At 36.4% G+C, this 14,155-nt stretch carries 12 protein-coding genes; 11 read left to right on the top strand and 1 reads right to left on the bottom strand.

Annotated elements, in window-relative coordinates; translation table 11 throughout:
• Positions 1 to 54 precede the first annotated feature (54 nt).
• On the top strand, positions 55 to 1,596 hold the full coding sequence (gene tnpC, locus CYJ72_RS00960) for an IS66 family transposase (RefSeq protein ID WP_284630177.1): 1,542 nt from the start codon (positions 55 to 57) through the stop codon (positions 1,594 to 1,596).
• Between the two features lie 332 nt (positions 1,597 to 1,928).
• Here the strand turns inward: tnpC and CYJ72_RS00955 are convergent, their stop codons facing one another.
• Complete coding sequence (locus CYJ72_RS00955; protein ID WP_284630176.1) at positions 1,929 to 2,639, bottom strand: CPBP family intramembrane glutamic endopeptidase; 711 nt, start codon at positions 2,637 to 2,639, stop codon at positions 1,929 to 1,931.
• Between the two features lie 123 nt (positions 2,640 to 2,762).
• Here CYJ72_RS00955 and CYJ72_RS00950 point away from each other — a divergent pair, with 123 nt between their 5' ends.
• The 10 genes from CYJ72_RS00950 (at position 2,763) to CYJ72_RS00905 (ending at position 14,047) form a co-directional block, all read left to right on the top strand.
• Positions 2,763 to 4,670, top strand: a complete 1,908-nt coding sequence (locus CYJ72_RS00950; protein WP_284630175.1) for an ABC-F family ATP-binding cassette domain-containing protein — start codon at positions 2,763 to 2,765, stop codon at positions 4,668 to 4,670.
• Positions 4,671 to 4,680: 10 nt separating this feature from the next.
• Positions 4,681 to 5,625: a thymidylate synthase gene (locus CYJ72_RS00945; RefSeq protein WP_284630174.1), complete on the top strand. Its 945-nt coding sequence runs from the start codon at positions 4,681 to 4,683 to the stop codon at positions 5,623 to 5,625.
• A 15-nt stretch (positions 5,626 to 5,640) separates the two neighbouring features.
• Complete coding sequence (locus CYJ72_RS00940) at positions 5,641 to 6,147, top strand: dihydrofolate reductase (RefSeq protein WP_284630173.1); 507 nt, start codon at positions 5,641 to 5,643, stop codon at positions 6,145 to 6,147.
• Positions 6,140 to 7,189 carry a serine hydrolase gene (locus tag CYJ72_RS00935; RefSeq protein WP_284630172.1) on the top strand — a complete coding sequence of 350 codons (1,050 nt, stop codon included), beginning with the start codon at positions 6,140 to 6,142 and terminating at the stop codon, positions 7,187 to 7,189. The genes CYJ72_RS00940 and CYJ72_RS00935 overlap by 8 nt, the downstream gene beginning before the upstream one ends.
• Before the next feature lie 10 nt (positions 7,190 to 7,199).
• Positions 7,200 to 8,135 (top strand): prolyl aminopeptidase, encoded by a 936-nt coding sequence (gene pip, locus CYJ72_RS00930; RefSeq protein WP_284630171.1) that lies wholly within the window; start codon positions 7,200 to 7,202, stop codon positions 8,133 to 8,135.
• Between the two features lie 543 nt (positions 8,136 to 8,678).
• Positions 8,679 to 9,515: a VOC family protein gene (locus tag CYJ72_RS00925; protein WP_284630170.1), complete on the top strand. Its 837-nt coding sequence runs from the start codon at positions 8,679 to 8,681 to the stop codon at positions 9,513 to 9,515.
• A gap of 183 nt (positions 9,516 to 9,698) precedes the next feature.
• Complete coding sequence (locus CYJ72_RS00920) at positions 9,699 to 10,409, top strand: tRNA (adenine(22)-N(1))-methyltransferase (protein ID WP_284630169.1); 711 nt, start codon at positions 9,699 to 9,701, stop codon at positions 10,407 to 10,409.
• 1 nt (position 10,410) lies between these two features.
• Positions 10,411 to 11,217, top strand: a complete 807-nt coding sequence (locus CYJ72_RS00915; protein WP_284630168.1) for a Nif3-like dinuclear metal center hexameric protein — start codon at positions 10,411 to 10,413, stop codon at positions 11,215 to 11,217.
• A gap of 13 nt (positions 11,218 to 11,230) precedes the next feature.
• Positions 11,231 to 12,466: a peptidase T gene (pepT, locus tag CYJ72_RS00910; RefSeq protein WP_284630167.1), complete on the top strand. Its 1,236-nt coding sequence runs from the start codon at positions 11,231 to 11,233 to the stop codon at positions 12,464 to 12,466.
• 432 nt (positions 12,467 to 12,898) lie between these two features.
• Positions 12,899 to 14,047, top strand: coding sequence for a BMP family lipoprotein (locus tag CYJ72_RS00905; protein ID WP_284630166.1), 1,149 nt, complete (start codon positions 12,899 to 12,901; stop codon positions 14,045 to 14,047).
• The last annotated feature ends 108 nt before the right edge of the window (positions 14,048 to 14,155 follow it).

The raw sequence follows: 14,155 nt of genomic DNA, 5'->3' as shown, positions 1-14,155 counted from the left end.
AATCGCTTACAAGGTATATAATCAAAGAAATTTGAACAGAAGGGAGGTCCGGGAATGGACATCAAATCCATAGAGACGCAGACACCTGAACAACTAATCGATATTATTGAAACACAAGAACGTGAAATTGAATGGTTGAAAGAACAGCTTCGTTTGATGATGAACCAACAGTTTGGTCGCAAGAAAGAAACGGCGCCTCAACCTGGACAAACCAGTCTGTTCGAGGATTGGCAGGAAGCTCTAGACAGCCTAGAACTAGAAGAAGATATCGTCCAAGAAGTGAAGGCTCATAAGCGTAAAGCAAAGAAGAATAAAGGGATCAAGCGGGCGATTCTCGACCAGTTCCCTGCCGAAGAAAAGCTACACGAACTTTCAAACTGCCAGTGTCCAGACTGTGGGGAATCGATGAAACAGATAGGTGCTAGTGCTGTTCGTGAAGAGCTTGTCTTCATTCCTGCTCATATGAAACGAATCATTCATAAACAAGCTTCTTATAAATGCGAGGGTTGCACTCAAAAAGAGGGGGCTAATGACAAAATCGTGAAGGCTCCCGTTCCTAAAGCTCCCCTCAACAATAGCTTGGGGTCTGCATCATTGATCGCTCAAACGATTCATCAAAAATATGGCTTGAAGTTACCCGCTTATCGTCAAGAACAGGAATGGAAACAAATGAATCTGCCCCTAAGTCGGGATACGATTTGCGGTTGGCACATTCGCACCTATCAATACTATTTCCAGAACCTCTGTGACTTACTTTTAAACAAGCTCCGTCAACAAGAAGTTCTCCACGCAGATGAAACCAGCTATCGGGTATTAGAGAGCCAAAAAGCGAAGAATTATTTTTGGCTTCTCATGAGTGGCAAGGATACACCAGAACAGGGGATTATTTATCAATTTGATGAAGGCAGAGGACGCCAAGTCATTCTTGACCTATTGGGTCCAGATTTTGAAGGCAGCCTTCATGCAGATATGTATGGCGCCTATGTCAACCTATGCAAGGAGAAAGTTAAAGTCAGTGGCTGTTGGGCGCATTTAAGGCGGAAATTCTTTGAAGCTCTGCCAGCTAAAGTGTCTAAGCATCATCCTGCTTATCAGGCGGTTAAATGGTGCGATTCCTTTTTCCAATTCGAACAGAATTGGAAGGAGCTGACAACTGAGGAACGCTTGACTTGGCGCCAAACTTGCCTTCAAAGACAAGTTGACGAGTTCTTTGATTGGGTCAAGACTTTGAATGCCTTACCTCAAACCAAGCTGGGAATGGCCATCTCCTATGCTCTCAAACATGAGCCTTTCTTCCGTCAATTTCTTGAAAATGGTCGACTAGAGATGAGCAATAATCGAGCGGAGAGACAAATCAAGCCACTGGTAATTGGGCGCAAGAACTGGTTGTTTAGCCAAAGCATTCAAGGAGCCCAAGCGGCCGGGGGGATCCTCAGTCTCTATGAGAGTGCGAAGCTTAATGGTATCCATCCTCCGTCTTATTTTCAATATTTACTTGAGGAGCTTCCTGAACTTCCGGTGCAAAATTTTGAAGCACTCGAGGCTTATTTGCCTTGGTCTTCGAAGGTCAAGGAAGCCTGTCAGGCCATGAAATAATTAAAAAGACTGAAACCGGCCCTTCAACACCTATTGTAGAGTGTTGAGGGGCCGGTTTCTATATACTTGGCTATTGGGCGCTTACTATAAACCATCATCATCTGCTTTAACAATAAAGCTGGGCCAAAACTAAAATAACAGTTTGGTCCAGCTATTATATTTATCGCTCGGTATTTGAATGGTATTGAATTGTGTCTTCATAGCTAGTTTGTTACCAACTTAACTCAACTTAACTCGACTTAACTTGACTTAACGTTGCAAGAAGAGTAGCAAATGAAGCGACAATCATTCAGGTTTCTACTCCTTGCCCAATGCTTCTATATCGCTTTGGATTATTTAAATAATTGAATCAATCCAGTAGCCGCTTCTTCTAATAACTCTTGGGGTATTAATTGCACTAAATACATTAAGATGACTGATAAAGCATTATTGACAAAGTGAAAACTAATGGAGCCCCAAATATTTCGGTCAAATCTTTCATACATATAAAGTAGAGAAATTGATAATGGCAGATAAATAAGAAAGTCTTGTAAAGAAACCACATGGGCTCCCGCAAATAATAAAGTAGAAACAATCCACATGATAACGACTAGTCCGCGGTTCGCTTTATTGACCCAACCGTTTAAAGACTCTCTAAAGACTAACTCTTCAACTAAAGGTGCTGAAATAACAGTAAAGAAAATAAATAATAAAGGATTGATTTGAGTTTGCATTTCCTCTAATGCCTGTTGGTTCATTCCTAATGATTCCAAATCTAAGTAAGGTTCAAAAAGGGTCATTAAAATAGTTCTAGCGAACACGTTAATGATAAATAAAAGAAAGGAAAGCCAAAGAATTTTCTTCACGGTTGTTTGTGTTTTAAATCGAGCCCATTCTTCTTTAAGGTGATCACCAAATAAAAATAATGCCAACATGACGTTTGTAATGCTGCTTAAAGCCGTACTGGTATACATATCTATGACACCACTCGCACCTAATACACCAAAAAGAATCATATTAATAAAGAAACCGAAAAACATAATTTTATTACGATGTTTTTTCATAACAACACTCCTTTTCTAATACAATAATCATAGCATATTGTAACGTTTACTTAAACTAATACCATTCATTATTAAAGTAAAACTATGATATAATGAACAAGAATAAAAAACGAGGAGAAGCCCATGAAAGAATTAAAGATTGAACAATTATCCAAAACATATGGTACTAAAACATTATTAGATAAAATTGACTGGTCAATTAGAACTGGACAGCGCGTTGGTTTAATTGGTCCCAATGGGACAGGGAAGAGCTCATTATTAAAAGTAATTGCTGGCTTAGATAATTATGATAGTGGGACTATTTCTAAGCCAAATCAATATACCATAGCTTATCTCGATCAACATCCAGAACTGGATCCTAATAAAACTATTTTAGAAACGGTCTATGATAGCCAAGCTCAAGACATTCAACTATTATTGCAATATGAGTTAATCCGGGAGCAATTAGAAGCTAATCCAATGGACGAGGATTTATTAACTCAATTTACGCGCGTTAGTGATGAAATGAATTTAAAAGATGCTTGGGATATAGAAGTAAAAGCAAAAGCTATTTTATCACAATTAGGCTTAACCAATTTATCACGACGAGTAGGGGAGTGTTCTGGTGGTGAGCAAAAAAGAATTGGTATTGCCCAAGTATTAATTGAATCCCCTGATTTATTAATTTTAGACGAGCCAACAAACCATTTAGATGTCAAAAGTATTCAATGGTTAGAAAAATATTTAGCTAATTATCCCGGCGCCTTACTTTTAGTAACTCATGACCGCTATTTTTTAGATCGTGCAGTTAATTTTATTGTTGAATTACGTCATGGAAAACTAACTGAATATGTTGGGAATTATGAAACCTATGTCATAAAACGGGCAGAACAAGCAGCCATTAATCAAAAAGTACAAGAAAAAGAGAATAAATTATTTCAACAAGAATTAGCTTGGATGAGAAAAGGCGCTAAAGCTCGTACCACTAAGCAACAAGCTCGTATCGATCGTTTCGAGGAGTTAAAAGGAAATATTGCGAATCGTCATCAAGAAGCTGAAGGAATAGAATTTGACTTCCAACAACAGCGTATTGGGAATCGTGTCATTGAATTAGAAGATATTGCCATCTCTATCAATGGGCAAAAAGTGATTGAAGGGTATACTAAGAATTTTGTTAAAGGAGACCGTATTGGCATAATCGGGGCAAATGGTGTGGGGAAATCAACATTTTTGAATACTTTAGCCGGTTATCATGCGCTTGATAGTGGCGTTTGCCAAGTGGGTCAAACCGTGCGTATGGCCTATTATCGACAACTTGATCAAGATCTGCCTAGTGATGTTAGAGTATTGGATTATTTAACTAAAATCGCCGATAATTTTAAACGTGAAGACGGCTCATTAGTAAGTGCTTCTCAATTATTGGAGCAATTTAATTTTCCAAGAAATACTCATGGTACACAAATTCAATATTTATCGGGTGGAGAAAGACGTCGTCTTTATTTACTTTCACTCTTAATTCAGCAACCAAATGTTTTATTATTAGATGAGCCGACCAATGATTTAGATATTGATACTTTAACTGTACTGGAAGATTATTTAGCTAATTTTGAAGGGGTGGTATTTGTCGTTTCTCACGATCGCTATTTCTTAGATAAGACGACGGATTATTTGTTAAATATTAAGGGAAATGGCGCCTATGATATTTTCTGGGGTAGTTATTCTGAATATTTAGAAGAAGCCGCTTTACAAACTAATAATGAATCCAAAGCTACCGTTAAAATGGATGAAGTAGCGAAACAAGAAACGGATGCTAGTCAGAATGATCATCAACCGAAAGCCAGAAGATTAAGTTATCATGAAAAGAAAGAATTAGAGAAACTACCAAGTGAAATTGAGCAATTGGAAATACGTTTAGACGAAATCCAACAAGAAATGAATACTATCACGAGTGATGCTGGTAAATTAATGGATTTACAGCGTGAACTTGAAGAAAAAGAAGAAGCGTTGATGGCCTTATATGAAAGACAAGAGGAATTAGCAACGCTCAATTAAAAGGAGCATTATGATGAAACAATATCAACAACTTGTCCAATCAGTATTAGAAAATGGACATTTTAAAGGAGATCGCACTGGCGTGGGAACCTATAGTTTATTCGGGTACCAAATGCGGTTTGATTTAAACGAAGGTTTTCCAATGGTCACCACCAAGCGGGTGCCATTTGGATTAATTAAAAGTGAATTATTGTGGTTTTTAAGAGGAGATACCAATATTAAATATCTATTGGAACACCATAATCATATTTGGGATGAATGGGCCTTCGAACGCTATATCAAAAGCGAAGACTATCAAGGACCAGATATGACTGATTTCGGTTTAAGAGTCTTGGAAGATGCTTCGTTTAAAGCAGAATATGAAATTCAAATGAAGCTGTTTCAAGAGAAAATATTATCGGATGCCACCTTCGCTGCTAAACACGGTGAACTAGGTGATGTATATGGTAAACAGTGGCGTCAATGGGAATTACGTAATGGTGAAACACTTGATCAAATTAAAGAGGTTATTAATCAAATTAAAACGAATCCCGATTCTAGACGTTTAATCGTTTCGGCTTGGAATCCAGAGGACATCCCAACCATGGCTTTACCACCCTGTCATACTCTATTTCAATTTTATGTGAATGATGGCAAGTTGAGTTGTCAACTTTATCAACGGAGTGCCGATATCTTTTTAGGTGTGCCTTTTAATATTGCAAGTTATGCCTTGTTGACTCATTTGATCGCCTTAGAGACTGGATTAGGAGTAGGAGAGTTTGTTCATACTTTAGGCGATGCACATTTATATCAAAATCATCTTGAACAAGCGAAGTTATTATTAACAAGAGAACCGAAAGCTTTACCAACATTGATTATTGATCGGTTCAATGGCTTTGACCAAATTGAAGCGGATGCGATTCGTTTGGAAGGATATCATCCTCATCCAACGATTAAAGCACCGATTGCAGTTTAAGAAAGGAAAAGAACCATGATTAGTTTTGTTTATGCACAAGAAGCACGTGGTGGCATTGGCTATCAAAATCAATTACCATGGCATTTGCCCAATGACTTAAAATTTTTTAAAGAAACGACCATGGGACATACAATGTTAATGGGGCGTAAAACATTTGAATCGATGGGCCAACGCCTGTTACCCGGTCGAAAAACGGTGGTGATGACGCGAGATTTAAATTATGGAAAAAATATTGAAGGCTTAACGGTTATTCATCGTTTAGAAGAAGGACTTGAACTAGCTAAAGACCAAGAATTAATGGTTATTGGTGGTGCTGATATTTTTAAGCTATTTTTACCATATGCCGATCAAATTATCCGAACGTTCATTGAAAGAGAATTCCCGAGTGATGTATTTATGCCAGCCATCGATGAAGCGGAGTGGCAATTAGTCAAAGTGGTAACGGGTATTTTAGATGAAAATAACACGATCCCTCATCAATATGAATGGTGGGAACGTAAGGAGTATCAAAATCATGAATAAGTTTACTTTTTTATTTTTAAGTCTAACATTTTGGGCTGTTATTAATGAGAAACCTATCAAGGCTCAAGACATCACGACAACTGAGGCAACCGAGATGACATCAATAACAAGCGAAGCTAATGAAACCAATCAGACAACAGAGGCTAATGATTCTAGTACCTCAGAAACAAAATATATTATTGATACGGAAGTCTCTTGGCCAGAAATTAATCAAAGTTTCGAAGAACAATCATCTTCCAATATGATTGCGGAGTTTAACGACCAAACGAAAAGTTTAATAGTGGATCAAATAAGCATTATTAAAGAACAGTCAAAAACAAGTTCCATTTTTGTACAAGCGGCTAACCGTCAACTTTCTTCTTCAGAAGATGCGACGGAAGTATTACCGGCCGATGATTTAATAAAATTATTTATTGCAGCAGTATATTTTCATCAAATAGAAACCAAACAAATAACTGCAGCAGATACGGTAAACATTGCTGAACAAGCAATTATTCCAGGAAGTACTTTAGCTAATTTACCACAGGATAAAAGCTATAGTTTAAAAGTACTGGTTCAATTAATGCTACAATCTCATGATAATATGGCAACCGATCTATTAATTGAATCATTAGGTGGCCTTGAAAAAGTAAATCAACAAATTCAAGAGTTAGGTTTTATTCAAACGACTTTGGTCAACAATATGGCGACGGAATTATCTGGAACCGTTAATCAATATAATGAAACATCAGCGAGTGATTTAGCAAATTTATTACTAGCTTTATTCCAAGGGGTATTATTTGATGAAGAAATTAACCAAGAAGCTTTGACGATGTATTCACAACATGGTCCTATTGGTATTGCTAATAGTTTATTCAATAATCAATTATTTTATGGTTTGAAAGCGAAAGCAATGCAAGAGGGGATGCTTCATGATGCCTTATTGTATGAAGTTGAACCAGGAGTTCCGATGGTCATTGTCGTGATGTCCGAACAATTAAACGATGCTGAAAATTGCTTAGATAATTTAGGCTATCAACTAAATCATCTCATTATGGAATAGGAGGGATACGATGGCTGGTTATTTAAATACAAAAATCAATCAAGTTTATTATTTAGAGGTGGATGAGACGCATACTCTTTATATTGAGGAATGTGGTAATCCAGAGGGTCAACCGGTTTTATTTCTCCATGGAGGACCTGGAGGATCCGTTGGCGAACCTTCACGTCGCTTCTTTAATCCGGAAAAATATCGTATTATTTTATTTGATCAAAGAGGGACCGGACAAAGTCAACCTTTTTTGAGTTTAGAAAACAATACCGTGCTCGATAGTGTCGCTGATATTGAAAAAATTAGACAATACTTACAAATAGAACAATGGTATGTATTTGGTGGCAGTTATGGGACCACTTTGGCCTTAGCTTATGCGATTCATTATCCGCAACAAGTTCAACATTTAATATTGAGAGGTATTTTTTTAGGTCGTCAAAGTGATGTTCATTGGCTTTTTCAAGAAGGGGCAGGCTACTTTTATCCTGAAGAATTTGAACGATTTAAAAATTATATCCCTGAAGCTGAACAGGATGATTTAGTAACCGCGTATTATCAACGTATGCTTGACTCAGATGAATCAGTCAGAGACGAAGCGTGTTATGAATGGAGTCAATGGGAAACAGCTATTGTTAAATTAGTCCAAAATCCTAAAGATTTAAGACAACCCGTTACGAAAGGTGATCGTTCAATCGGTTTATTAGAATCACATTATTTTGCTCATAAGATGTTTTGGAAAGAAGATAATTATTTGTTGAATCGAGTAGATAAGCTGCAAGACATACCGATGGATATTGTACATGGTCGCTATGATGTCGATTGTCGCTTAAGTGGTGCCTATGAATTACAACAGCATTGTCCAAAAGCTAAATTGCATATCGTTGCCTTAGGTTCCCATACACCTTATGATGATGCGATGTTCACTCAACTGGTAAGCATTATGGATAAATTAGCATAATAATAAATGACGAATTAATGCATAGGATGTTCATGCAAGAATCCACCGTCATAATAGTTGATTATTAGAAGTGGGTCAGCAGTATAAAATAAGTGCTATTAGCTTCGTGTGATAATCCCACACAATGTGTAGGAATCAAGAGGCTGAGCAAAAAATTTTTAAATTCAGGTCAGGAATAACTATTTAATTCAAAGCGCAGGGGTTGAGTGGGGGTGGACTGACGAGGCGAAGATTATTTCATTTTCTACTTCTGGTCCATTTCCTAAGACAAAATTTAATGCCACTCAACAACGGCAATTTTAATAAACAAATGATGGCTAGGCTAAATGTCTTAATATTTTGCTTAGCCTCTTTTTAATGTCTTATTGTATCTAACATTTAATAAAAGTTAGGATGTTAAGCGATAGCAAAATCGATAATATTAAGTGAAACTTGTGTAGTGGCAGTCGCTCATAAAATACTTTTTATTTCTAGTTAGTATTAATTGACATGGAAAGACTAATCTGTTTTAATATAAACATCTATATTAAAAGGAGCATTTGAATGATAGAATTAGGAGCAGTTGTATTAAACACCAAACACTTACAAGCACAGAAAAATTTTTACCAACATATTATTGGTTTATCGATATTAAAAGAAGATGATAATAAAGTTGAATTAGGGATCAAAGGTAACGAAGAACCACTTGTTACTTTAGTTACGACTAACTTACCTAAAGGCCATTACTATGGTTTATATCATTTGGCGATTTTAGTTCCTTCACGTAAAGATTTAGGTGATGCTTTATTGCATATTCTCAAAGCTCAAGCACCAATACAAGGGGCTTCGAATCATGGCTATAGTGAGGCTATTTATTTAGCAGACCTTGAAGGTAATGGTATTGAAATTTATCACGATCGTCCTAAATCAGTATGGAATTATCAACGCGATAAGATTATTGGCATTACTGAAGAGATGGATGCTGAAGGCGTATTAGCTTTAGCAGAAGATAAAAATCCTTATTTGATGCCGAAAGGTACCAAAATGGGACACGTTCACTTATCAGTCGAAAATCCGCTTGCAAGTAAAGTTTTTTTCAAAGAAATGTTAGATATGGACGAAAAGTTTTCAATGAGAGATCAGGCGACTTGGTTAGCTAATGGTGACTACCATCATCATATTGCTGCCAATAAATGGGCGGGTACATTGAATAAAATTCATGACATTCATACACCAGGTTTGAATCACTTTATAGTGAAGATCCTAGATGAGACTGACTGGCGCCGTTTCATTGAAGCGACCGAGACTCATCCAGAATATATCGTTAATCAATCAGCCAAAGAATATTTTATTAAGGATAATAATGGGATTCATATACTTGTTCGCCAAGACTATCAATAAGAATACGAACGTTTATATATAACTTTAAAATGATTACTAATTAGAGCAGGTGATACTATGGATGACTTGTTTTAAGACGGTGATCATTTTTTATTTATTGTTATAAAATAAAGAGTAAAATGTTTTATTGAAGCAATCGATTTGATACAATAAATAAGTAAGTAAAGTAAAAGGGGATTTTAAATGAATTCTGAAAAATTATCACCAAGATTAGCGAAAGTATGTGAATTTTTAGTTCATTATCAAAAAGATGCGATTCGCTTAGCGGATATCGGCAGTGACCATGCGTATTTGCCTTGTCATTTAGCATTAAATAAGCAACTTGAATTTGCGATTGCTGGCGAAGTAGTAGAAGGTCCTTTTCAATCAGCTAAAGCCGAAGTCGCAACCAGAGGACTTACTAAAGTCATTGATGTTCGTAAAGGGGATGGCTTGGCGGTTATCACTGAAGCAGATCAAATTAATGCTATTACGATTTGTGGAATGGGTGGCAGTTTAATACGTAATATTTTAGATGAAAACAAGGCCATCATTCGTGAAAACACGGTTTTAGTTTTACAGCCTAATATGGCGAGCTATCAATTAAGAAAATGGCTCAATCAAAATGGTTTTGTCTTTCTTAATGAAACGGTGGTGGAAGATCATCATCGTGAATATGAAATTATGGTTGTTAAAAAAAATCACTATCATAAGCAAATATTAACGGTTAATGAGTTGCAATTTGGAAAATATAATTTAGAAGATCCAACAGCTGCCTTTTATCAAAAATGGCAAAAGGAACTGTCATTACTTGAAACGACCTACCAATCAATCGTTAAAAAAGCTGGGGCAGATCATCCTAAAGTGCAATTAATGCAAGAGGAAATTAATCAAATTAAGGAAGTGCTTAATTAAAATGACACAAGTGACATTTCAAAATTTAATCGATGCTTTGAATGAATTGTATCCACCCACTTTGGCAGAAGATTGGGACCCAATTGGTTTACATTTTGGTGATCCAAAAGCACCAGTCAACAAAATCATGACCACTTTAGATGTTCGTCCTGCAGTTGTTGACGAAGCGATTAAGCTTGGGGTAGATACGATTATCGCGCATCATCCTTTATTGTTTAAACCTATTCAACGGTTTGATTTATCGTCTTTAACTAATCAACTTTATGCAAAATTAATTAAACATAATATTAAAGTGTTTGCGATGCATACTAATTTAGACATTGCCCATAATGGTATGAATGATTGGTTAGCTGAGCAATTAGGTTTAATCAATATTAGAGAATTGGCTGTGCAGGCTACCGACGAGTTACCGGGCTTAGGTCGTATCGGTCAATTGGCTACCCCTTTGAGCCGAACTGCTTTATTAGATTTATTAAAGTCAACTTATCAACGAAATGAATTACCCATTATCGAGAAAACACCTCAAGAATCTTATCAAACGATTGCGATTATTGGTGGAAGTGGTTCGAGTTTAATGGAAGCAGTAGCCAGCCAAGAAGTCGATGTCTTCTTAACAGGTGATATTACTTATCATACTGCGCAGGCTTTAGAAGATATTCCAATGATGACCGTTGATGTTGGTCATTATACAGAAAGTATTTTTGCCAAAAAGGCAGCTGAAGTGATACAATTATTAGTAAATGAAAAACAGTGGCCGGTGACAGTTCAAGCTACTGAATTGAATATTAATCCCTTTAGATATGAATAGGAGTGTTTAAATTATGGTCGATATTTTTAATCAAACAAAAGAACGTCTTTTAAAGTACACAAAAATTAATACGCGCTCAGATGAAAGCAGTGATACTATTCCTTCAACTGCGATTCAATTTGATTTATTAAAATTATTAGTGATTGAATTAGAACAATTAGGTCTAGAAGATGTAGAATTAAGTCCTACCAATGCTTTTGTTACGGCAACGTTACCTGCTAATACGGATGAACCAATACCAGCAATTGGTTTTATCGCGCATGTGGACACTGCTGATTTTAATTCAGTCAATGTGCAACCTCAAATTCATGAAAATTATGACGGTAAAGACATCGTTTTAAACGAAGATGAAAATATTGTAATGTCAGTCAAAGATTTTCCGAATTTACCACCATATAAAGGTCAAACACTTATTACGACCGACGGCACAACTTTATTAGGAGCTGACGATAAAGCTGGGATTGCTGAAATCGTAACAGCCTTAGAATATTTAATTGCTCATCCAGAGATTAAACATGGAAAAGTGAGAGTGGCTTTCGGTCCGGATGAAGAAATTGGACGTGGAGCAGATCATTTTGACGCGGAAGGTTTTGCAGTTGACTTTGCTTATACGATGGATGGCGGTCCAGTCGGGGAGTTACAATACGAAAGTTTTAATGCGGCTGGGGTAACGCTAAAAATCACAGGAAAAAATATCCATCCTGGTACTGCTAAAGGTAAAATGATCAATTCCATTGGTATTATCAATGAATTTATGAATGGTTTACCTGAAAAAGAAGTACCTGAACAAACAGAAGGTCGCGAAGGATTCTATCATATTACCAATATGGAAGCGACTGTCGATGAAGGTATTTTATCATTGATTATTCGAGATCATTACCGTGAAAAATTTGAAGAACGTAAAGCGTTTGTTGAACAATTAGTCAAAGATATTAACCAACGCTATCCTTATGAAGTCATTGAAGTTGATATTAAGGATCAATATTATAATATGGCAGAAGTTATCGAAAAAGATATGCGTCCGGTTGACTTAGCTAAAGAGGCTTTCGCAGCATTAGATATTCCTGCTGTCATTGAGCCGATTCGTGGTGGTACAGATGGATCTAAAATTAGTTTTATGGGTATCCCGACACCTAATATTTTTGCTGGCGGCGAAAATATGCACGGTCGTTATGAATTTGTTGCAGTCGAATCAATGGTCAAAGCGACAGAAGTGATTATTAAAATCGTGGAATTAAATGCTAAGTAAAAAAAGCTTATAATGAGTGGTATTTTAGGTTAAATGATGTCGTTTATTAAACTTCAGATAGATGACTGATAAATAACGCATAGTTGCTTTAAATTTCCACTCTTTACATCCAGATTTATAGAGATTAGGAAAGAAATGATTAACGTTTCTGCCTAATCTCTTTTTTTTGGACCGCTAAAGAATCTCAGTAAAAATATTATCATTTTTTATCAAAAGATAGGATGCTTTGTCAAGAAAAAGTTATAATATCTATCGATTTAAATAAAAACATTCGTTTTTCATTCGTTTTTTTAACTGAATATAAAAAATAGTAAAAACAAAGTTCGTCTTTAATCGTTTTCAAAATTATTTTTCTGTTGCAATTCTAGAAGGTATCAATTATAATGAAGAGTGAAACAAGGTTTCGATAACACAATCTTTTGGAGGGATTCGATGAAAAAATTTGTAAGTTTAGCATCGTCAGCATTATTAGTAGCATCTTTTGCTACACCAGTTTTAGCAGAGGAAGATTTCTCAACAGTGATGATCACTGATATCGGTGGGGTGGACGATGGTTCATTCAACCAAAGCGCATGGGAAGGTATGGTTGAGTTTGGTGAAGCTAACGGATTAGAACGTGGTGTGAATGGTTACGAATATTTACAATCAAATAGTGACTCAGATTTCGTAACACATTTAAATACAGCTGTTCAATCTAACTTTGACTTAATTTTTGGTATTGGATTCAAATTAGAAACTGCAATGAAAGAAATGGCTGAACAACAACCAGAAAAACATTTCGCAATTGTTGACTCAGTAATTGACTTACCAAACGTTGCATCATTAACATTTAAAGACCACGAAGCATCATTCTTAGCAGGTGTTGCTGCAGCAATGACAACTAAGACTAATAAAGTTGGTTTCGTAGGTGGACAAGAAGGGTTCGTAATCGACCGCTTTGAAGCTGGTTTTGTAGCTGGTGTTGAAGCCGTTAACCCAGATGTTGAAGTTGTTATCGAATATGCAGGTAGCTTCGGTGATGCTGCCAAAGGTAAACAAATTGCAGCAGCGATGTACGCAAACGACGTTGATATTATCTTCCACGCTTCAGGAGACACTGGTAATGGTGTGTTCTCAGAAGCTAAAGATATTGTAACAGCAGATCCTTCACGTGAAATCTATGTAATCGGTGTTGACCGTGACCAAGAAGCTGAAGGTATTGTTGAAATTGATGGTGAAGAGCGTCGTTTAACATTAACATCAACCTTAAAACAAGTTGGTGCAGCAGTTAAATCATTTGCTGAACAAACAAAAGCCGGTAATTTCGAAGCTGGTAATAAAGTTTACGGTTTAGAAGACGGTGGTGTTGGTTTAACAGATGGTCAATTATCAGAAGAAGTTTTAGCAGCAGTTAAAGAGTATTCAGATAAAATTATCGCTGGCGATATTAAAGTACCAGAAGCACCAGGACAAGATGTAGAAGCGGCTGATGATACAGAAGCAGAAGACTCAGAAGAAGCAACTGAAGAAGAAGCAACTGAAGAAGAAACTGCAACTGAAGATACAGAAGAAACAACTGTTGAAGAAACAACTGCTGAGTAATCAGAAGAAAACAGCCATTTAAGACACAACTGCTGAATAATTTTCAATTTATTCATAGTTAAACAGTAGGGCATTCAATCGAATGCCCTTTATTTTTTCATAAAAAGT

Source organism: Globicatella sanguinis, from assembly GCF_002847845.2.
Lineage (GTDB): Bacteria > Bacillota > Bacilli > Lactobacillales > Aerococcaceae > Globicatella > Globicatella sanguinis.
The sequence above is the reverse complement of the archived record's forward strand: the minus strand, read 5'-3'. Positions and strand labels throughout refer to the sequence as shown.